Genomic DNA, 19788 nt, shown 5'->3' on the forward strand with positions numbered 1-19788 from the left:
CAAACTCGTTACAAATGGTTGGACGAGTTTGAGACCTTAAGCTATACTTAGTCTGTGTGTTAATCTAACACACTTAGTATATCGTCCGACAAAAACCACATCCCAATATTGTCAATCCTGTCCTGGTCGTTACTGCTGGTTATTCACAGTAGCGCTATTCTTCGAGTTATCCTTTTATATGAACCTTACCGAATTAAAACTAAAACAAATAAGTGAAGTTATTGATATAGCCGAATCTTTAGGGCTGGAAAACGTAGCCCGCGCTCGCAAGCAAGATTTAATTTTCGCTATTCTCAAAAAACAAGCTAAAGCGGGTGATGACATTTCCGGCGACGGCGTTCTGGAAATATTACAAGATGGGTTTGGATTTTTGCGAACGCCAGGCTGCTCTTATCTCGCAGGCCCCGATGACATCTATGTTTCTCCCAGTCAAATCAGGCGCTTTTCTTTAAAAACCGGCGATACCATCACCGGAAAAATAAGACCGCCCAAAGACAACGAGCGCTATTTTGCCATGCTCAAAGTTGATCAGATCAATTTTGAACCCCCCGAAAACACCAAGAACAAAATCATTTTCTCCAACTTAACGCCGCTGTTTGCCAAAGAACGCTTTGTGCTTGAACAAGGCAACGGCACCACAGAAGATTTAACCGGTCGTATTATTGACTTAATTGCCCCGATTGGCAAAGGCCAGCGTGGTTTGATAGTCTCCCCGCCCAAAGCCGGTAAAACCATGATTTTGCAAAGTTTGGCGCAAGCCATTGCTGAACAAAATCCTGAATGTTATCTGATTGTGTTATTAATCGACGAGCGTCCTGAAGAAGTGACCGAAATGGAACGCTGTGTACGCGGCGAGGTAATTTCCAGTACCTTTGATGAGCCCGCCACCCGCCATGTGCAAGTGGCAGAAATGGTGATCGAAAAAGCCCGTCGTTTGGTAGAACACAAACACGATGTAGTTATCTTGTTAGACTCGATCACGCGATTGGCCAGAGCCTATAACACGGTCGTACCGTCTTCTGGCAAGATATTGACCGGTGGTGTCGATGCCAATGCCTTAGAAAAACCCAAGCGCTTTTTTGGTGCCGCCCGTAATATTGAAGAAGGTGGCAGCTTAACCATTATTGCAACGGCCTTGGTGGATACTGGTTCCAGAATGGACGAAGTCATCTACGAAGAATTTAAAGGCACTGGCAATATGGAATTACACCTGGATCGTAAGATTGCCGAAAAACGCATTTACCCTGCTATTAACATTAATCGTTCTGGTACACGGCGCGAAGAATATCTGGTTGATCCTGACACGCTGCAAAAAACCTGGATTTTACGTAAAATTCTACAACCTATGGACGAAACCGCCGCTTCTGAATTTTTGCTGGGCAAACTGAAAGATTTTAAAACCAACGCGGAATTTTTTGATTCTATGAAGCGTTAGATTTACGATGGCCGCATCAGTTGTTAAACTCTACACCGTAGACGCAACTGATGGTTTACACTGCTGATCAACCGTTATTAAAGCGGTTGATTGTAACTGTCATTTAATCATCATGGAGATTTCGCTTATGAATCGTTTGTTACCTTCATTTATCACCAGCGCTGTTTTTGTTTTATCTTTTGCCGGGGTAGGCACTGCGTTAGCAGATCCATTTGGTTTAACGGCGAATTGTGCATTACCCAATTATGTTCCTAATAAATGCGGTTTAACTATTCGACTGAATGATATTGCCACGACTGTAAAAACAATAAAGCAAGTGGTGTTTTCTGTTCAAGTGACGGACAAAAATGGTAAATTTGTGCCTAATTCTAAATGGTATCCTGTTTACAATGCCTATAATGACACAGTAAATAATGTGACTTCTTTTGCCGCGTTTTCTACTGCCAACAATATCGCTGTTTCGTGTGGTAAATCTTACAATATAAAAGCTCACATAACCGGAAGTGCTACACCGGAAGTGTTTAATAAACAAGTGATCGCATGCCCTTCTATTAATAAAGCTCTGTAATCTGCTCGTATTTATTCGTAAAATTTTTGTTAAACTCTGAGAAAGTCGTCACTGATTGGTGTGATGATTTTTTCATCGAAATTTTGGAGTTAGCTCATGAATCGTTTATTAAACTCAAGCCTTACTGTCTCTGCTTTTGTTGCAGTGTTTGCTTTTGCAGGTACAGCGTCCGCTGCGGATACTTACGATGTGATGGCGGAATGCTCAGTATCGCATTATACCGTGCAAGGTAAATGCGGCCTGTCGATGCATCTTAGTGAAGATTATCTCAGCAAAACATCACTTAAAAAGGTGGTTTTTAAAATAAATGGCAAACCTGTACACATAGGGTACAACGACAAAACACCGTTAGCTCAAGGTAATACCTTTTCAGTGTTTTCTTTAGCAAATTCTATTCCGGTAACGTGTGGAAAAACATATACCGTTACTGCGTATGTGGTTAAAGCGACAGCAGCGGCAGAAACAAAAGTAGGTGATCCCCAGCTGGTAGTTTGCCCCGTTAAAGCTGATTTTTAAAAAACACATCAATTTTAGGGAAGGTTACCGCAGATGTGCGTAGCAAGCCTTCCCCCTGCTTTTCTTTTTTGTTAAAGGGACTAACACAAATCATGACCGATTTTACCCTGCTGTTACATGGCCTTATTCTGGGCGTTGTCGAAGGCTTAACCGAATTTCTCCCCGTATCTTCCACCGGACATCTCATCTTAGCAGGGCAACTGCTGGGTTTTAATGATGATAAAGGTAAGATATTTGAAATTGCTATTCAGTTTGCGGCGATTTTAGCTGTGGTGTGGGAGTATCGTGTGCGCTTATGGCATACGGTACTGGGCTTAAAATCCGAAGCGACATCACAGCGATTAGCGTTTAATTTGATTATTGCGTTTTTACCGTCTGCAATTTTAGGTTTTTTGTTTTTAAAGCAAATTAAATTTTATTTGTTTAATCCGACCGTGGTCGCGTCTGCGTTAATTATTGGCGGGGTGATTATTTTGTGGGCGGAGCGTCGCCAGCATACACTTCATGCGGAAACAGTGGATGAAATGACCTGGAAGGATGCGTTAAAAGTCGGCTTTGCACAGGCGTTAGCCATGATTCCCGGCACGTCTCGCTCTGGAGCAACTATTATTGGTGGGTTGTTTTTTGGTTTGTCGCGTAAAACGGCAGCGGAGTTCTCATTTTTCCTCGCTATTCCTACTATGTTTGCCGCCACATTTTACGATGTCTACAAAAACCGCGACTTGTTCAGTGTTGACGATATCGGTTTGTTTGCAGTAGGCGGCATTGTGTCTTTTATCAGTGCATTTTTTGCCGTGCGTGGTTTAATCCATTTTATCAGCAAGCATGATTTTACCGTGTTTGCCTGGTACCGGATTGTGTTTGGTATTTTGGTGTTGGTGTCAGCGCACATGGGCTGGGTGGATTGGGGGCAGCATTAATTACCTGCGTCTTTTCAGCGCTACCCACATAAGACGGGACACAGTACAAGGATTAACCGTTCGCTTTGAGCTTGTCGAAGGGTGGGTGGTTAAACCGATCATGGTTCGACAAGCTCACCACGAACAGCCTAACCTGAAACTGTCCCACCTTAAGTGCTAGCTCTATTTTCTATTATTCGCTGATTTCAATACGACGATTACGCTTACGACCCTCTTCGGTAGCGTTGTCATCTAGGGGCGTATCTGCCCCCGCACCTTCTACTGTCAAATGCTCGGCAGGCACACCCGAATTGACCAAAAAGCGCATCACGGCTTTAGCGCGTTTAAGAGACAGGATGTGATTGTCCTTTGGATAACCGATATTATCAGTATGGCCGACAATTTTTAAATGACGGGTATCATTCTTCAGTAGCTCAACAATTTCTAATAAGCGTGGCGCAGATGCAGGCGGTAAGCGTGCGCTGCCATTGCCAAACTCAATAGATTCGCGCACGATAATTTTAGTATCCACGGGTTCAATTACCGGTGGCGCAGGAGTTGGGGCTACCGGTTCAACCACGGCTCGTTTGGCCGCTATGACAGGCGGTGGCGGAGCTATTGGGGCTATTGGTTTAACCACAACCGCTTTGGGTATTGCAATCGGTGGTGGATTTATAATAACCGGTTTGGGCTTAACCGGTTTAATTACCGGTGTGGGTGTTTGCAAAACAACATGCGTGGCTTTAATAGCCGGTACTGTTTGAGGCAAAGTAGTTAAAACCACGGGTGCTGGGGCTTCTATTGCGGCTATCACCGGTTTATTAATTACTACTGCCGGCGTTTTTACCGTAGCTGTTGTGGCATAGGCTTGTGGTGTGGTTACTGCGGCTGTATTTAAATGCAGTGATTTTGCAATAGGTTGCGTAGGCTTAGGTTTAACGGCGTAATGCCAAACACCGGCTAGCATGGCAAAAGACAGTAGAATACCTATTAGGGTATCGTAACAGTCGTCATCGGATTTTTTTTGCAGTAAGACAGGTTGATCTTGGGGCAGCATAATAGCTCTCCTTGAAACAGGTGAAGGATGTAAACAACTGAGCGCTTTAGCGCCCAGTTGTTGTATTGAACGCGCGGCGTAATTACTTACGCAGATTGCTCAACCAATACTCCATCTGTTTACCCGCTGCTTCGCGGCCACCTAAGCCAAATGATAAAGCAAAGGCAACGGCGACAGCGCCCAGTGTTAAGCCAAATGCCAGATTGACAATGTCATCAGCAAGCCCCATTGCACGCAGACCCATTGCGGTAACCAAACCGATAATGGTGAAGCGTACTAAGCTAGCCGCGCCCGCATTGTCTGAGCCACCTGCTAACATGGCTTTTTTTGCCAAATTCGCTATCCAGAAGCCTACCGCAAAAATAACCGCGCCCAGTAATACTTGCCCGCCAAATTGTATAAACAAGGTTACAACATCACTAATTTGGTGAAAGCCCAGCATATTGGCTGCTTCAACCGTTGCAAACAGCATCATGAAGAATAAAATGCCTTTAGAAACCAAGCTTGATGGCGGTGTGGCTTGATTGGCAAATGTAAAACCTAATTTGGCAGGCAAACCATCAAAACCCATGCCTTTAAGCAATAAACTGACACTGGTGGCGGCAAATTTACCCACATAATAAGTAATGCCTAGCAAAGCCGCAGCGGCGAATAAATTAGGGATAATTGTGAGGATTTTTTGTAACATTTCTGTTGCAGGCCGCGAAATAGCGTCAATACCTAAGGTATTTAAAGCGGCAATCAAAGCAGGGATAAAAACCATTAAAAACACAACTAATCCGCCCATAGCAGACAGCGAAGTACCTGATTGAAGACCTAATCGTGTACCCCATTTATTAGCGCCCGCTGTTTCAAGCAGGGTTGTGGAAATATTACGCAAGATTTTAGCAATAAACCAACCCACAGCACCGATAATGCCTGCGCCAAAAATATTGGGCAATGCGCTGAGCATTTTTTGCACCATATCCTGGATAGGCAACAGCAGACCATCCATTTGCAATGCACCCAAGATACCTGGAATAAAAAGCAATAACACAAACGAGAACAATAAATTACCAATACTTTTGCTTAAAGGTGATGAGTTGGCAACTGTCTTTCCCAAGCTTGGCTTGGTAGTAGAGGCATCAAAAAATTTTGAATCCAACGATGTTGAAGACAACGCTTTGGTTACTACAACACGGGTAATTGTTGCAATCAGCCAAGCAACCAAGGCTAAAACGCCCGCCGAAATCAATTTCGGCAAATAGTTGCCTGTTTGTGTCAGTATGGCATTCAGTGGGCCCGAGGATTGTCCTGTGTTGAGGTTGTTAAGAGCAATGATGACGGTAAAAAACAGAATAATCCAAAAAACCCCTTTAGCGATAATGTTTTCAAGCCCCGACGATGAATCACCGGTTGGGTTAGTGCCCTTATTTAAAGCCCCCAGTGCTTTACGCGCCAAAGAGCTTGCTATACAGGCAATAATCCAGCCAATAATAAATATGCCAATAGACAATAAAATCGAAGGTAGTAATTCGCTTACCCCCTTGGGTAAGCCCCCTGCTATATTTGATAACATTGTTTCATTCATTGTTATTCCCCGTTTGGTAAAATCAGTAAAGAATATTTCCGGAATTGTTGTTTTTATAAAACATTCTGAAAAAATTATTACATGCAGCCGACCGGCGCTGCCCCGTTACAGCCACTGATTGTGGAAAACCACTTACAAAATTCAATGCTGGAACGTCCTTGTCGTGTTTCATCTCGTTGTACTTAATAATTCGTGTCAATCTGAACTAGCACACCTTTCCTGCGCGTTGGTTCAGTGGTCTAGTAAGTTATACATAATAGATTCCATAAAAATTAGCGTTCAGCGTCAATACGTTTAACTACAACGTATAGGTTCTGCGTCCATAGACTAATATGCTGTTTATTCAAGTAATTTCTGAAGTATCCCTTAAGTAATATTGCAGTGTCAAGAAAAATTACAAAATTTTAGTGGTTTTTATGAGTGATTGCTTACAATTATCATAGTTTTTCATGTGTTGATTTTTATCAACAAGTTGTCGTAATTGGCTTGCTATTTGTCATTATTCAGTTCCTCTCTTTGAAAAGGAGGGGTTAGGGAAGATTTTTAAATAAATCCCCCTTCACCCCTCGCTTTGCTCTCCCCCTTTTTCAAAGGGGGAGGTGAGTGCTTACTGCTATTTAACGGCATAACCATCAACGCAAATGCACAGCCTTTTTTAAAGAAAAAGCTTTAATCGGGATGTGATCTAACTAAAAATATTCAAGATAGCGGATCTTGATACCGTTAATCTCATCACTATCAAACTCTTTTTTTGATCTTACTAGTACGTCTGTAAAATTAATTAAACTATGTTATTTAACGCATTAAAAATAAGGCATTTAACCTTATTTTTATAATGCAATGATTTGTAGTCATTTCTATTTTTTAAAATATAAAAAAATACGGCATATGACCTATTTTTAAAATACGTGCAAAAATTTTTGCCTGTTTTCTAAGATACCTGAAAAAACATTTACACAGGGCTTGTATTTTTTTATTTTAAATTCAATGTGTTGTGATTTTAGCGTGTATTTTTTTACGCTAAGAGACGCGTATTTTTGTGGCATGGTTTGTGCTTTGTAGAATACTGGTAAGTGAGGCTGCGCTTAAATGAAGTTCGTTAAAAAAACCTTAAATAAAAACGTCCTCAGGAGGACACATGAAGCACACAGTAAAAAAATTAGCCCTTTGTTCATTGGTCGGTTTGTTTGCAAGCCAAGCTTACGCACATACTTCTATTAGAGACCAAGTTGATGAAGGCAAACCCAGCTATAACGCGTTTAATATTGGCCACGGCTGTGGTGGCGATGCCGGTACTGACACATACCCCGTAATTGGGCAAACCGGATTATTCCCGTTCGGTCAGAATGTTGTCTGGCGCAGGCTGTCACTTGCCGGCGTTGAGTTATCAAAAACAATTGGTGGTAATGGCGGTATTTTGCCCGATACCGCCACCGGCGGCCCAGGGTCTGGTTTTTTGAGTTTAGGTGTGGCAGGTTATGACGGGTTTACGTCACCGTATAGCAAAATGCACGAAATTGTCGATGCGTTAGGTAACGTTCATGCGTTGCATTGGTATCAAGGTGCTATGAACCCTAAATCAAATGCCTTAACTACTTTTAAAGTTACCGCACCTATGATTACCGATAACTGCGTTAGAAAGCTGTCCATTCGTATGGCGGCGCTTAATTGGTGTGATGTGCAAAAAAATGCCGTTAATGATATAAAAGGTCCTTATCTGGCACCCAGAGATGCATACAATCGTTTGGTGCCCAAGGTTATTCAGATTGGTGTTAATAATGGTATACAAACTAATGTAACTCCCGGTAAATATTACACCACAATGCCAAAAGGTAATGGCGACAATAACCGTTATGATGCGTGGTTTAAAGATATTGAAGGCGGTAGTGCTAATTTTTCTGATACAGACCTACAGTCTTCTTGGCCCGCTATGGTGGTTAATAACGTAGGGGTAACACCAGAGCAAATTAAGGCCTGCCCGGGTGGTGTTCAGGTTGATATGATTGTTGAGCCGCTCGGCGTAGATTTTGACACCTATTTAACCGCCGCCAATATGCCTGGCCCGTCTTCAAGCATGACAGTCGACAATGGCAAACCATTCCCATTGGGTAAATCAAATTTTTAAGCTTTAAATTGTAAAGATTAGGACAGTGATATAGACAAGGAGGTCTTTTTAACGCGATAGACTTTGGGTGTAACTGCTATTCCAGAAAGTCTGTGAGTAGGCTTTCTGGATTTTTTTTAACACACACTGAAGAATGGATTTACGACGTAATAACTAGCGTAAATGGGCTGGGGAATAATATCCCCGTATTGTTACATAGTGTCCGTTATGACTAACGGCGGAAGGATAAAATAATGAAAAATAAATTTAAACTGTTGTTGGCGGTGTCTTTAATGGCGGTAACAGGCTTGGCTTCGGCACACAGTATGTCGGGCGGGTTAGTAGCAAAACAACTAAAAAAAGGTTCAAAGAAGGTTTTTGTTGCCGCACCGGCTGTAGATATTTATCAGGTTGATTGTGGTGCTGGTACTACTAAGCTGTATTATCGCGTTAAGACAAGCGCAGTAGCCGTAGCATCAAAAATCAGTATTCAAGGCTTTAAGGGCGGTGCGAGTACATTAAGTACAGACCCTGTTAATACCGATGCTAAGTTCAGCCCAGCCATTAATTTTGCTAACGGTGAAGGTTCTTATTCGGTGTCAGTGAGCAGACCGGCATCAGCCACTTGGGGATTTTCAGAAAACTATGTTGCCGAAATGCACTGCCAAGATAAGGGCGGCGCTCATACTGAGACGACTATTACCATGACACAAAACCAGTAGGGTTTGTGTTGTAACGCTTCGTTTTTAGAGAGGCAATTCTTGCCTCTCTTCCCGTTTAATGTATTTTCCTAACACCAATACCTTCGCTAAGTGGGGCTAGTAATCAGTCAATTTTATTTTGGCGAGTGTGAATTTTAAAAAACCGTTCGTGGTGAGCTTGTCGAACCATGAACCACAAGTCCTTCGACAAGCTCAGGACGAACGGAGTATTTTATAGTACTCGACAAAGTAAAATTGACTGAGTACTAGCGTAAAGCTCACGAATCATGCTTTATATTGCGTTAGCAGCTGACTGATTAGCTGATGCAGCTCAGGTAAGTCTTCATGGATAGTTTTCCAAACCAGTTCAAAATCCACTTTAAAATAGCCATGTGCAATACGATTACGCATGGCATACATGAACTCCCAAGGCACTTCGGCGTTAGTTTCCGCAAATATTGAGTGAAAAGTTTCTATATTATGCGCTGCTTCACCGATGACTTCGAAGTTTCTGACAACTGCATCTTGAGTCTTTTATCATCAAGAAAATCAATTTCCAAGCTATCTTCAAGGTAATGATAAATTCGCTCAATAGCTTCAACGATGTGTTCGAGATAATTGGGGATTCGTAAAAGGTCTTTTTTACTCATATTGACTGGGCTTCTTCTAGCACTTGGTTACGAAATTTTTCGGGTAAAGCTCTAGGGGTCAACACATCCACCGTCACATTGAGCAAGAGTGCCACCTTAACCTGAATTTTGGCAATATCCATCAACGTGGTTTCCGGCGTGGGATCAACCAGCAAATCCAGATCGCTGTCATCGGTGTCATTGCCGTGTAACACAGAACCGAACACCCGCACGTTGTTGACGCGATGGCTCAGGGCGATTGCACGGATGGCATCGCGGTGGATTTGCAAGGCTAAAGAGGGGCGCATAGTGGTCTACCTGTAACGTGGATTTTGTAAATAATAGCATGACAAGCATCACTGGGTTATATCGACGCGGTTGGGCTGCTGCTTTTTGTAATCCAATACAGCGTTTTCACAGTTCAATAGTTACAGCGTAACCGTTCGCACTGAGCTTGTCGAAGTGTGCCGTTCGTGCTTCGACAAGCTCAGCACGAACGGTGGCTGTAACTGTCCTAAGTTGAAAACGCTGTATGTGACTAACCTGTGGTAATTAACAACACCCGCCAAACAAACGACCGCTTAGGCGCGTGCATGAAATAAGTTGAACAACTTAAATTTTACTCCCGTTCGTGCTGTGCCTGTCGAAGCATGAACTGCAAGTTGAGAGCGAGCGATGCGCTTTGTTGCACGTCAGATTTGTGTCTAGCCGTAATGACAGCGATTTAAGATGCCACGCTATATTTTACGTTTTACATCAATAATATGAGGTAGCTGCGCTATTTTACTCAACACTTGGCTTAATTGATTAATATTTCCCACTTGTATAGTCAGTTCCAAGGTAGCGGAAAAATCGGCATGGGTATTGAGCGTAGCACTACCGATATGGATTTTAGCGTGTGATAAAACCTGTGTAACATGGTTTAACAGGTTTTGGCCATTAAACGCATTGATGCTAATAGGCACGGTAAAATTAGATTTTTGCAGCGTCCAATCAACTCGAATCAGTTGCGCTTGCTTTTCTGGCGCAAGATGCACAATATTGTCACAGTCTTGCCGGTGTATGGTAATGCCTTTGTGATGCGAGATATAACCAATGATGGCATTGCCCTGTACAGGCTTGCAGCACAGTGCAAAAGAACTTAATACATTGTCGATACCATCAACAGCAACCAGCGACTTTGCGGAGGTGCTGGCAGCCTTATTTTTTGTTAAAGACAGTGGCGCGGCTTGCAGCTCAGGGATTTTAAAAAAAGCAGCCAGTTGACGATGATTGATGTCACTGCGGCCAATGGCTTCTAATAGTTTATCCGTGTCGGGTTGATGAAAATGTTTCGCCAGCTCGTTTAGATTGGCCGATTTTAATCCTAAACGTTGCAGTTCTTTATCTAAAATGCTTTTGCCGGTAGCCATATTATCGCTTTGCTGCTGATTTTTAAACCAGCTTTTTACCTTGCTAATAGCGCGTGACGACTTTAAGTAACCCAGATGCGGATCGATCCAGTTATGATTTGGCTCGCCACTTTTAGCGGTCAGCACCTCAACACGCTCACCTGATTTTAATTTATAGGTAAGCGGCACGATACGCCCGTTAACTTTAGCACCACGGCAGCGATGACCAATATCGCTGTGGATGGCGTAGGCAAAATCTAAGGGTGTTGCGCCTTTTACCAAATCCACCAATTTGCCTTTGGGCGACAGAACATAGACACGGTCATTAAATAACTCGTTGTTAAAACTATCGGCTAAAGTTTCGTTATTATTTTCTTCCAACAATTTACGTAACTGGGTAATATTTTTGTCCAGCGCAGGATTTTGCTTGCCACCTTCTTTATACGACCAATGCGCGGCTACACCTAATTCGGCAAAGTCGTGCATAGCCTGGGTGCGTATTTGTACTTCGATGCGATTACCTTCCATATCTAAAATCACGGTATGCAGCGATTGATAACCGTTGTTTTTGGGATTGGCAATATAGTCGTCAAATTCTTTAGGGATGTACTGCCACAGGCTGTGAACAACGCCCAATACTGTATAGCACTCGGTTAGATTACTGACAATAATGCGTACCGCCAATAAGTCGAATAGCTCATCAATGGACAGCTTTTTAAGCTGCATTTTTCGCCAGATACTGTAAATATGTTTGGGGCGGCCACTGATGTGACACGGAATGGATTCTAGTGCTAATGTGCTGTGCAATAGATCAATAAAGTGATTAATACACAATTCACGGTGTACACGGTTATTGGCCAGTGATTTAGCGATACTGCGATAACTTTGAGGATTTAAATACCGAAACGCTAAATCTTCCAGCTCCCATTTAAGCTGATGTATACCAAGACGATTGGTAATTGGTGCGTAAATATCCAGGGTTTCCTGGGCGATAAACAGTTGAGTTTCGGTAGGCTCTTTCGATAAATTACGCAACCGTAGCGTTCGGTACGCCAACTTAATAAGCACCGCCCGAATATCCTGAGTCATTGACAACAGCATTCGCCTTAGAATTTCCGTTTGATTCGGTTGTTCGGCCATATCGGTAGAATAAATAGTCGACCGATTAAGTGAGTGTACATTTTCAACCAGTGTTGCTACTTTATTACCAAAGTGTTTGGCAATATTAATGGGCGGATTCATATTGACAATACGAGGATCGCTTAATAGTGTAGCCAGTATCGTGGTTAAATCGACTTTGAAATCCAGTAAAAAAAGCGCAACTTGTATACTTTGTGGCCGATCATAGTGTAAATCTTCGGGAATTAAATCGATAATTTTTACAGCTTGATCTATGATTTGTGCATCAGCCGTAGAGAATTGACTGGTAAGTACGGTTTTTGGGGCTAGGCTTTTTTTCATTAAACAAGTGTGTGAATGATTCGAAAAGATAGAATAATCATGATAGTCTAGTCTTACAATAACATAAGAAAAGAGGGCTTTTTCGTAGCTCCCTTTTCATAGCCATGGCAAATAAATTAAATAATAATGAATAACGATAATAAACAGGAGGCTAATCCCAATGCCTCGTTACACTATATTTACCCCTCCAGAGCGCAACAAAAAACGGTAAACTTTGATGATGTTGTACGTATTTTATGGGCGCGTAAAAAAATAATTTTTATAACGGCGCTGATAGTTGCAATGGTAGGTTTTCTGTTTGCATTAACCCGCTCAGCAACGTATTCATTTTCCACCACGGTACAAATTGGTACTGTGTCTAGTGGTGGTAAAAATGAGCTGATTGAATCTACCGATACCGCGCTGAATAAAATTTTATCCGCGTATATACCTTTTGTTTTAGCACATTTTTATGAAAAGCAACCAGAGGATGGTGGGCGTTATAAATTGAATGTATCAGTGCCTAAAAAAAGTGATATTCTTATTGTGGATGCCAACGGCTCGATAGATCAAGAAAAAATATATAAAGAGCTAATTGATAATGTTGTAAAAAAATTAATCTCGGATCATTCTCGTATTATTAATTTAAAAATTAAAAATTTTCAGGTTACTATTGCTCATGCAGAGAATGTATTTGCCAGTAGCAAAGATAATGCCACGTTAATTGCGGCCAATATAGCGCGTTTAGAAAAAACAGCAGAATTGTTACGCAGTCAAATAGCAGAAAAAAAACGCATTTTGGCAGATGCTGTTAAAAACAGGGATCATGTTAATAGCAATAGTGCGACAGGTGCTATGAGTGTATTGTTGATTGACAGTGAAATTCAGCGTTACCAGCAATTGATTGATACCCTAGAAAGAAATTTATTGATTGATTTAAATCAGCAGCGCAATGAGCTTGAAAAAAGCGCGTCAGACAATTTGCGCGATCAACGTGATTTGCAAAATAATATAGATCAGTTTAAAAATGAATTAGCGAATATGAGTAATACCAAGGCTATTGTGCCGGTAATGAGGTCGTCTGATCCCGTGGGTATCAGTAAAAAAATGATTTTGCTGATTACCGTTGTGTTAGCAGGCCTTGCTGGTGTTTTTGCGGCGCTGGTGGCGGAGTTTTTACACAATATTATTTTAAATCAAAAAGACGTGTCAGTGAAGTAGGCTTATTTTTAAATGCTGGATATCAACTGATATTGAAATACAGCGTTTTCAACTTAGGAACGCGCACGAAATAACTTGAGCAAGTTCATGCTTCGACAGGCTCAGCACGAACGGTGGTGGCGTTCAAGTTATTTCATGCACGTTCCTTAGGATAATTACAGCCACCGTTCGTGCTGAGCTTGTCGAAGCATGAGCGGCACACTTCGACAAGCTCAGTGCGAACGGTTACGCTGTAACTATTGAACTGTGAAAACGCTGTAGGTAGTACTGCTGGTTTTTTAGCTAACGGCTAAAGTTTATCGTTTTTTTTATGGTTAAGTTTGTATTTTGGCTATCAAATACTACACTTTTTTTGAAAACCTCAGTGGGTAAGGGCTGGCCAACGTGAAGTATTCATAATACACTTAACTTATGAAGGAAATGCGCGATGAAAAAATTACTTGTTTTGTTATTTTTATTTACCGGTTATGCGGTGGCGACTCCCGTTAATATTAATGCTGCTGATGCAAAAACAATGTCTGACGCATTAACGGGTATAGGCCAGAAAAAAGCAGAAGCTATTGTTAAATACCGTACGGAAAAAGGCCCTTTTAAAGTCGCGGAAGATTTAACTAATGTTGCAGGTATTGGTCCTAAAACAGTTGAAAAGAACAAAGCCGATATTTTGCTGCAATAATTAGGCTACCAGCTTAATAAGGCACAAAATGTAGGTTGGGTTGAATGCTTTTCTCAACCCAACATTTTCAAAGTATTGTAAATGTTGGGTTGCCAAACAGCAGGCAGCTTGGCTTAATTGAGTATTATTGTGTTTTGTCCCACTTTAGTCGCTAGCTCATTAAAGCTTAGTCTGGTAAGGTGGGACATTTTCAAAAGCCGTTCCTGGTGAGCGTGTCGAATCATAAACCATCAGCCCTTCGACAAGTTAAAGGTCAGTGGATGTCTCATCTTTGTGACCCGTCTTATTTTAGTGTCGATTGACTGTATGATTTTAGCATCTTTAAGCGTTCATTAGCGCTTTGTATAGCGTACAATTCTGCATTTTCCTCGAAAAGAATTTTATAAAAATTAGCGCCTTTTAACGGTTTTCTACACTAGAAATGTCGTTGTTTGTGGCGTGTTCTTGTACACTTTATGCAAAGATTATTTTTACAGCGGAATCGTCATGGCTTATGATTTATTGTTAACTACTTTACAAAAAAAAGACAAGCTATCGGCTTCGGAGTTAAAAAAAGTAGAGCGTGTTAAAAAAACAGCGGTGTCAGAAAGCTTGCCGCAATTATTGGTTAAGCTGGGGTTGTGTTCTGAGTTGGATGTCGCCGATGCTTTTGTTGAATCAGGACAGTTTGAAAAAATCGTACCTAGCCAATATCCCTTAGAAACCCCGTTGCCTGAAAACATATCACTGCGCTTTTTAAGGCAATACCATGTTATTGGCTTAGCCAGTAATGAGGATAGCATTACTGTAACGATGATGGATCCGGAAGATCAATTTGTTATGGATGCCTTAACGCTGGCCACCGGTAAGCGTATTATTGCTAAAGTAGGCTTGTTGTCGGAGATTGATGCGGCATTAGAGGTGCAGTACGGTGAAGGGCGTTCAAAAATGGATAAAGCCATCGATGATTTAATGATCGATGATATTGATGAAGAAGATTTGGAGCATTTAAAAGATTTAGCCAGCGAAGCGCCGGTAATTAAAATGGTGAATCTTATTATGCAACGCGCCATTGAAACCAAAGCTTCTGATATTCATATCGAACCATTTGAGCAATCGCTTAAAGTGCGGCTTCGGGTTGATGGTGTACTCAAGGAAATTGATGCGCCGTCGGTTAAGTCTACCGCAGCGGTAATTTCACGTATTAAAATTATGGCCAAGCTGAATATCGCCGAACGCAGGTTACCGCAAGATGGCCGTATTAAAGTGCAAATGCTGGGTAAAGAGCTGGATTTGCGGGTTTCCACTATTCCTACCATGTACGGGGAAAGTGTGGTTATTCGTTTGTTAGATAAAGAAAATACCGTGCTGGACTTTAATGCACTGGGTTTTGGCGGGAGACAGTTGGAACAATTTGTCGAAGTGCTGTCTATGCCGCACGGTATTATTCTTATTACAGGGCCTACCGGTAGCGGTAAATCTACCAGTATGTATGCCGCGCTTAAACAACTGAATACCTCAGAGCGTAAAATTATTACTGTTGAAGATCCGGTTGAATACCAAATGGAAGGGGTTAACCAAATTCAGGCTAAGCCACAAATTGGCTTAACATTTGCGATGGCGCTGCGCTCTATCGTCAGACAAGATCCAGATGTTATTATGATTGGTGAAATGCGTGATTTAGAAACCGCTAGAATTGCGGTGCAATCAGCGCTCACAGGCCATTTGGTGTTATCTACTTTACATACCAACGATGCCGCTGGCGGGGTGACGCGTTTGTTGGATATGGGCTTAGAAGAGTATCTGCTGACATCAACGGTTAATGGTATATTAGCGCAGCGTCTGGTTAGAAAACTGTGTACGCAATGCAAAGACGCTTTCCTTGCTCCACCCGAATTAATCAGTGATATGAAGTTACGGCGGTACCTACCAGAAGGTGATATTGTGTTGTATAAGCCTGTAGGTTGCGCAGCTTGTGGTGGCTTAGGCTACCGTGGCCGTCTGGCTATTATTGAATTTTTACAAATGAGCGATCCCTTGCGTAAGCTTATTATGGCGCATGAAGAAGCTGGCGCGATTCAGCGACTGGCAATTGCCGAAGGCATGACCACCATGTATGAAAACGGACTGCAAAAAGTCATACAAGGCATTACCACCCTAGAAGAAGTATTGCGCGTGACCTCGGAAGCTTAATATGCCGTTGTTTAACTATAAAGCCATTAATAATCTGGGTGAAACCGAAGATGGCGTAAAAGATGCTCCTGATGAGCAGGCTGTTATTATCGCCTTACAAGCCGATGGCTATATTCCTATTCGCGTTACGCCCGTCAGTGCTCGTGCTTTTTTGTTTGGTGGTGTAAAACAACACAAATTAAACGCTAAAGAAATCGGCTTGCTGACCGGCGAGTTGGCCGTGTTGCTGGATTCTGGGTTGCCTCTGGATAAATCGTTGTCGGTATTAATTGATTTAACCGATGATAACGAGCACTTAAGTAAATTAATTGGCAGAGTACTGGAGAAAGTAAAAGGCGGCGCATCACTGGCAGATGCCTTAGAAAAACAAACTGGTGTGTTCAGTAAATTTTATTTAAATATGGTCAGAGCCGGTGAAGCAGGCGGCAGTTTAGGTGATGTATTAATGCGTCTGGCTGAATACTTGGAGCGCTCTAAAGAGCTTAAAGATACCGTGAGTACCGCGTTAATTTACCCAATTACTTTGTTGGTGGCTTCGTTGGCATCTTTATTTGGTATGCTGACTTTTGTAGTGCCGCAATTTACCGAAATGTTTGAAAACTCCGGCAAAGAATTACCCGTGTCTACACAAATTGTCGTTGCCATGTCTGATTGGTTGCAAAGCTGGTGGTGGGTGTTATTTATTATTGTTTTTGCAATATATGCCACTATGCGGGTGCAATTGGCTAACCCGATCAGTAAAAAAGCCTGGGATGGCCGGTTTTTAAAGTTACCGTTGGCTGGTAATATTATTTTAAACAAGGAGGTCGCTAATATCAGTCGTACTTTGGGTACGTTATTGGGTAATGGGGTTTCAATTATGTCTGCACTGGTGATTGTGCGAGAAACAGTCGATAATTTGGTATTGGCTGAGGCAATCCATGATACCGGAGAGCAGCTCAAGCAAGGCAAGCATATGTCTGATGCCTTGCAAGACAAAGGGATTTTCCCCAAAATGGCCATGCAAATGATTAAAATGGGCGAAGAAACCGGACGTTTGGAAGAGATGTTGCTACGGGTGGCAAATATTTACGACAAACAATTACGAACCTCAATAACTCGTATGCTGGCGTTGCTTGAGCCAGCGTTGATAATTACAATGGGGCTGATGATTGCGGGGATTATGGTCGCTATTTTCTCAGCAATCTTAGGCGTTAATGATTTAGCTTCTTAGGAATACAGAATGAAACACATGAACAATCGCAGACAAACAGGCTTTACCCTGCTCGAATTATTGGTGGTATTGGGTATTATTGCCATGCTGGCCGGTATTGTTGGCCCCCAGGTGATGAAACACATGGGTGAATCCAAAGTGAAGGCAGCAAAAGTGCAGATAGAAGATTTGGCCGCCACGCTGGATATGTATAAATTAGACGTGGGCAGCTACCCGACTACCGAACAGGGCTTGGTGGCTTTAGTAGAATCCCCTGAAGGTGCCGGACGTTGGAATGGCCCGTATTTGAAGAAAAGTAAAATCCCCTTGGACCCTTGGCAACAAGAATATCATTATGTATCACCCGGTGAGCACGGTAAGTTTGATTTACTCTCTTTGGGCGCTGATTCTAAAGAAGGTGGTGAAGGCGAAGACAAGGATTTAAATAACTGGGAATAATGCTTACTTTAAAGTCGCAACAGTCCCCGCCAATCCAAAGGCAAAGGTATTTAAGCTCAGGTACGTTGCAACGTAACCAGGGCTTTACCTTGCTTGAGCTGATTGTTGTTCTGGTGATTATGGTGTTGGGTTTTTCGGCGATCAGTATGAATTTATCGTCGGGTAATGACAGTACTGAGCTTAAAGCAACGGCAAGAGACATAGCGTCTGCTTTGCGTGGTGCTAAGGGCTTAGCCACTGTGTCGCATAAAGAAACCACCTTGACTATTGATTTTGCTGAAAACAGCTACGTAGTCAGCGGACACGATAAAATCTATGAAATCCCACAAGATATTGATACTACCATGCGTACCGGCCAAAAAGAATTAGCCGAGGCGAATGGTCAAGGCAGTATCCGATTTTTTCCAGACGGGTCTTCTTCGGGTGGCTGGATTAAATTAGAGCGCGGCAAACTGGCGTGGCGTATTAATGTTAACTGGCTCACCGGACACATTGAACTACAAGATGCCGTCGAATAAGCAGCACGGATTTTCGTTATTGGAAATTTTGATTGCCTTTACCATTTTGGCTTTCTCGTTAACTATTTTACTGAAAATATTTTCTACCGGCGTGAGTTCAGCGGGTGTATCTGAAGAATACACGGCCGCTGTGCAAATAGCTGAATCCATGTTGGCCAGAGTGGGCACGGAAATAAAATTGCAAAGAGATGGCGGGGATTGCAAGAAGTGGGATAAAGACAAACAGGATTATGATAAATACCGCTGCGAACTGGCTATCACCCCAATTAACTTTCGCAGTGGCTTACGCGGTTTTAAAGCAGAACCCATAGCCGCGCAATTGTTCAATGTAGAGGTAACTGTCAGTTGGGATGCCGGTGATAATGACAGACAGGTCAATTTGACAGCCATCAAACTGCTGGGCACACCCGCACAATGAATAACATTACCCAGCCCAACCGTCGGTGTTTAGCCGCTAATATTATCCCTATACGCTTAATACAGGGTTTTACCTTAATTGAAGTGTTGATTGCCATGACCTTGTTAAGCGTCATGATGGCGTTGTTGTTTGGTGCAATGAAAATTTGTGCCGACAGTTGGGAAAAAGGCGAAAGCAAAGTGGCTGATGTTTCCGAAGTGGCAGCCGTTTATAATTTTTTTCAGCGGCATTTAACGACGGTAGTACCACTGTCGGACAGTCTGACATCTGATGTTAATTTTGGCGAAAGCTTTGCTTTTCAGGGAGAAGCGCACAAGTTGCAATTTTTATCCAGCTTTCCGGCCAGTGCTGGGCAAACCGGTCTGCAATTAATCACTCTGCAAGCAGAACAAGACGGCGATAAGGGGGAAAAAATAACCGTTAGCTTAACGCCTTTTTATCCGGCGGCGGCAGGTGCAAATTGGAACGATGAAAAAAAAGCTACCGAAGTTGACATATTAAAGCGTGTTAAACGTTTTGAATTACGTTATTTTGGAGATCCTGATCAAACCGGCACTCCCGACTGGTATCCAGAGTGGTCGCTTAGAGAATTTCATCCGCGTTTGGTTAAAATTAGCATCGCGTTGGCAGATAAAGACAACAAAAATAAAGAGGGGATTTTTTGGCCGGATATAATTATTGATTTAAAAGCCACTCAAACAGCGGTAAATCTGGGTTTTAATTTCGATAACACAGAATGAGGCCGCCCATTATTTGCAACAATAAAAGTATAGATCAGCCGCACGACTTAGGTCTTGCTGTGCGTGCATTAACATCATCCCT

At 42.4% G+C, this 19788-nt stretch carries 19 protein-coding genes; 14 read left to right on the forward strand and 5 right to left on the reverse strand.

The window, feature by feature from the left end; all coding sequences use genetic code 11:
- Positions 1 to 178: 178 nt before the first annotated feature.
- From rho to CRENPOLYSF2_RS15780, 4 genes are all read left to right on the forward strand, one after another.
- Positions 179 to 1435, forward strand: coding sequence for a transcription termination factor Rho (gene rho, locus CRENPOLYSF2_RS15765; RefSeq protein ID WP_087144906.1), 1257 nt, complete (start codon positions 179 to 181; stop codon positions 1433 to 1435).
- Positions 1436 to 1562: 127 nt separating this feature from the next.
- The gene (locus CRENPOLYSF2_RS15770) at positions 1563 to 2003 is read left to right on the forward strand and encodes a hypothetical protein (RefSeq protein ID WP_087144907.1); all 441 of its coding nucleotides are present in this window, start codon (positions 1563 to 1565) and stop codon (positions 2001 to 2003) included.
- A 96-nt stretch (positions 2004 to 2099) separates the two neighbouring features.
- Positions 2100 to 2519 carry a hypothetical protein gene (locus CRENPOLYSF2_RS15775; RefSeq protein WP_087144908.1) on the forward strand — a complete coding sequence of 140 codons (420 nt, stop codon included), beginning with the start codon at positions 2100 to 2102 and terminating at the stop codon, positions 2517 to 2519.
- Between the two features lie 92 nt (positions 2520 to 2611).
- Positions 2612 to 3439 carry an undecaprenyl-diphosphate phosphatase gene (locus CRENPOLYSF2_RS15780; RefSeq protein ID WP_087144909.1) on the forward strand — a complete coding sequence of 276 codons (828 nt, stop codon included), beginning with the start codon at positions 2612 to 2614 and terminating at the stop codon, positions 3437 to 3439.
- A 172-nt stretch (positions 3440 to 3611) separates the two neighbouring features.
- Here the strand turns inward: CRENPOLYSF2_RS15780 and CRENPOLYSF2_RS15785 are convergent, their stop codons facing one another.
- On the reverse strand, positions 3612 to 4475 hold the full coding sequence (locus CRENPOLYSF2_RS15785; protein ID WP_087144910.1) for an OmpA family protein: 864 nt from the start codon (positions 4473 to 4475) through the stop codon (positions 3612 to 3614).
- A gap of 82 nt (positions 4476 to 4557) precedes the next feature.
- On the reverse strand, positions 4558 to 6045 hold the full coding sequence (locus CRENPOLYSF2_RS15790; protein WP_087144911.1) for a mechanosensitive ion channel: 1488 nt from the start codon (positions 6043 to 6045) through the stop codon (positions 4558 to 4560).
- A 1138-nt stretch (positions 6046 to 7183) separates the two neighbouring features.
- Here CRENPOLYSF2_RS15790 and CRENPOLYSF2_RS15795 point away from each other — a divergent pair.
- Both CRENPOLYSF2_RS15795 and CRENPOLYSF2_RS15800 read left to right on the forward strand, forming a co-directional pair.
- On the forward strand, positions 7184 to 8170 hold the full coding sequence (locus tag CRENPOLYSF2_RS15795; RefSeq protein ID WP_087144912.1) for a hypothetical protein: 987 nt from the start codon (positions 7184 to 7186) through the stop codon (positions 8168 to 8170).
- A gap of 233 nt (positions 8171 to 8403) precedes the next feature.
- A complete protein-coding gene (locus tag CRENPOLYSF2_RS15800; RefSeq protein WP_087144913.1) occupies positions 8404 to 8871 on the forward strand; it encodes a hypothetical protein in 468 nt (155 codons plus the stop codon).
- 264 nt (positions 8872 to 9135) lie between these two features.
- Here CRENPOLYSF2_RS15800 and CRENPOLYSF2_RS19055 read toward each other — a convergent pair whose 3' ends face one another.
- The 3 genes from CRENPOLYSF2_RS19055 to CRENPOLYSF2_RS15815 all read right to left on the reverse strand — a co-directional run bounded on the left by CRENPOLYSF2_RS19055 (position 9136) and on the right by CRENPOLYSF2_RS15815 (position 12331).
- The gene (locus CRENPOLYSF2_RS19055; RefSeq protein WP_217884130.1) at positions 9136 to 9348 is read right to left on the reverse strand and encodes a HepT-like ribonuclease domain-containing protein; all 213 of its coding nucleotides are present in this window, start codon (positions 9346 to 9348) and stop codon (positions 9136 to 9138) included.
- 148 nt (positions 9349 to 9496) lie between these two features.
- The gene (locus CRENPOLYSF2_RS15810; protein ID WP_087144914.1) at positions 9497 to 9787 is read right to left on the reverse strand and encodes a nucleotidyltransferase family protein; all 291 of its coding nucleotides are present in this window, start codon (positions 9785 to 9787) and stop codon (positions 9497 to 9499) included.
- Between the two features lie 429 nt (positions 9788 to 10216).
- Positions 10217 to 12331: a RelA/SpoT family protein gene (locus CRENPOLYSF2_RS15815; RefSeq protein WP_087144915.1), complete on the reverse strand. Its 2115-nt coding sequence runs from the start codon at positions 12329 to 12331 to the stop codon at positions 10217 to 10219.
- Positions 12332 to 12457: 126 nt separating this feature from the next.
- On the opposite strand from CRENPOLYSF2_RS15815, the gene CRENPOLYSF2_RS15820 reads away from it, so the two are divergent.
- The 8 genes from CRENPOLYSF2_RS15820 (at position 12458) to CRENPOLYSF2_RS15855 (ending at position 19706) form a co-directional block, all read left to right on the forward strand.
- Complete coding sequence (locus CRENPOLYSF2_RS15820; RefSeq protein WP_087144916.1) at positions 12458 to 13531, forward strand: Wzz/FepE/Etk N-terminal domain-containing protein; 1074 nt, start codon at positions 12458 to 12460, stop codon at positions 13529 to 13531.
- Between the two features lie 427 nt (positions 13532 to 13958).
- The gene (locus CRENPOLYSF2_RS15825) at positions 13959 to 14207 is read left to right on the forward strand and encodes a ComEA family DNA-binding protein (RefSeq protein ID WP_087144917.1); all 249 of its coding nucleotides are present in this window, start codon (positions 13959 to 13961) and stop codon (positions 14205 to 14207) included.
- Between the two features lie 486 nt (positions 14208 to 14693).
- Entirely contained in the window at positions 14694 to 16379 is a 1686-nt protein-coding gene (gspE, locus tag CRENPOLYSF2_RS15830; protein WP_087144918.1) for a type II secretion system ATPase GspE, read from the forward strand.
- A 1-nt stretch (position 16380) separates the two neighbouring features.
- On the forward strand, positions 16381 to 17592 hold the full coding sequence (locus CRENPOLYSF2_RS15835) for a type II secretion system F family protein (protein ID WP_087144919.1): 1212 nt from the start codon (positions 16381 to 16383) through the stop codon (positions 17590 to 17592).
- A 9-nt stretch (positions 17593 to 17601) separates the two neighbouring features.
- Positions 17602 to 18030: a type II secretion system major pseudopilin GspG gene (gene gspG / locus CRENPOLYSF2_RS15840; RefSeq protein WP_087144920.1), complete on the forward strand. Its 429-nt coding sequence runs from the start codon at positions 17602 to 17604 to the stop codon at positions 18028 to 18030.
- A 65-nt stretch (positions 18031 to 18095) separates the two neighbouring features.
- Positions 18096 to 18548, forward strand: coding sequence for a GspH/FimT family pseudopilin (locus CRENPOLYSF2_RS15845; RefSeq protein ID WP_245808026.1), 453 nt, complete (start codon positions 18096 to 18098; stop codon positions 18546 to 18548).
- The gene (locus tag CRENPOLYSF2_RS15850; RefSeq protein WP_087144922.1) at positions 18535 to 18966 is read left to right on the forward strand and encodes a type IV pilus modification PilV family protein; all 432 of its coding nucleotides are present in this window, start codon (positions 18535 to 18537) and stop codon (positions 18964 to 18966) included. Before CRENPOLYSF2_RS15845 ends, CRENPOLYSF2_RS15850 begins: the two co-directional genes overlap by 14 nt.
- Entirely contained in the window at positions 18963 to 19706 is a 744-nt protein-coding gene (locus CRENPOLYSF2_RS15855; RefSeq protein ID WP_087144923.1) for a prepilin-type N-terminal cleavage/methylation domain-containing protein, read from the forward strand. The genes CRENPOLYSF2_RS15850 and CRENPOLYSF2_RS15855 overlap by 4 nt, the downstream gene beginning before the upstream one ends.
- Positions 19707 to 19788 lie beyond the last annotated feature (82 nt).

This window comes from Crenothrix polyspora, from assembly GCF_900163755.1.
In the GTDB taxonomy this organism is placed as follows: Bacteria; Pseudomonadota; Gammaproteobacteria; order Methylococcales; family Methylomonadaceae; genus Crenothrix; species Crenothrix polyspora.

Coding starts and splice junctions, on each gene's coding strand:
- CRENPOLYSF2_RS15855 (WP_087144923.1), top strand. CDS start 18,963: ATGAATAACATTACCCAGCCCAACCGTCGGTGTTTAGCCGCTAATATT.
- CRENPOLYSF2_RS15790 (WP_087144911.1), bottom strand. CDS start 6,045: ATGAATGAAACAATGTTATCAAATATAGCAGGGGGCTTACCCAAGGGG.
- CRENPOLYSF2_RS15810 (WP_087144914.1), bottom strand. CDS start 9,787: ATGCGCCCCTCTTTAGCCTTGCAAATCCACCGCGATGCCATCCGTGCA.
- CRENPOLYSF2_RS15820 (WP_087144916.1), top strand. CDS start 12,458: ATGAATAACGATAATAAACAGGAGGCTAATCCCAATGCCTCGTTACAC.
- CRENPOLYSF2_RS15825 (WP_087144917.1), top strand. CDS start 13,959: ATGAAAAAATTACTTGTTTTGTTATTTTTATTTACCGGTTATGCGGTG.
- rho (WP_087144906.1), top strand. CDS start 179: ATGAACCTTACCGAATTAAAACTAAAACAAATAAGTGAAGTTATTGAT.
- CRENPOLYSF2_RS15775 (WP_087144908.1), top strand. CDS start 2,100: ATGAATCGTTTATTAAACTCAAGCCTTACTGTCTCTGCTTTTGTTGCA.
- CRENPOLYSF2_RS15780 (WP_087144909.1), top strand. CDS start 2,612: ATGACCGATTTTACCCTGCTGTTACATGGCCTTATTCTGGGCGTTGTC.
- gspG (WP_087144920.1), top strand. CDS start 17,602: ATGAAACACATGAACAATCGCAGACAAACAGGCTTTACCCTGCTCGAA.
- CRENPOLYSF2_RS15785 (WP_087144910.1), bottom strand. CDS start 4,475: ATGCTGCCCCAAGATCAACCTGTCTTACTGCAAAAAAAATCCGATGAC.
- gspE (WP_087144918.1), top strand. CDS start 14,694: ATGGCTTATGATTTATTGTTAACTACTTTACAAAAAAAAGACAAGCTA.
- CRENPOLYSF2_RS15850 (WP_087144922.1), top strand. CDS start 18,535: ATGCCGTCGAATAAGCAGCACGGATTTTCGTTATTGGAAATTTTGATT.
- CRENPOLYSF2_RS15800 (WP_087144913.1), top strand. CDS start 8,404: ATGAAAAATAAATTTAAACTGTTGTTGGCGGTGTCTTTAATGGCGGTA.
- CRENPOLYSF2_RS15770 (WP_087144907.1), top strand. CDS start 1,563: ATGAATCGTTTGTTACCTTCATTTATCACCAGCGCTGTTTTTGTTTTA.
- CRENPOLYSF2_RS15815 (WP_087144915.1), bottom strand. CDS start 12,331: ATGAAAAAAAGCCTAGCCCCAAAAACCGTACTTACCAGTCAATTCTCT.
- CRENPOLYSF2_RS15795 (WP_087144912.1), top strand. CDS start 7,184: ATGAAGCACACAGTAAAAAAATTAGCCCTTTGTTCATTGGTCGGTTTG.
- CRENPOLYSF2_RS15835 (WP_087144919.1), top strand. CDS start 16,381: ATGCCGTTGTTTAACTATAAAGCCATTAATAATCTGGGTGAAACCGAA.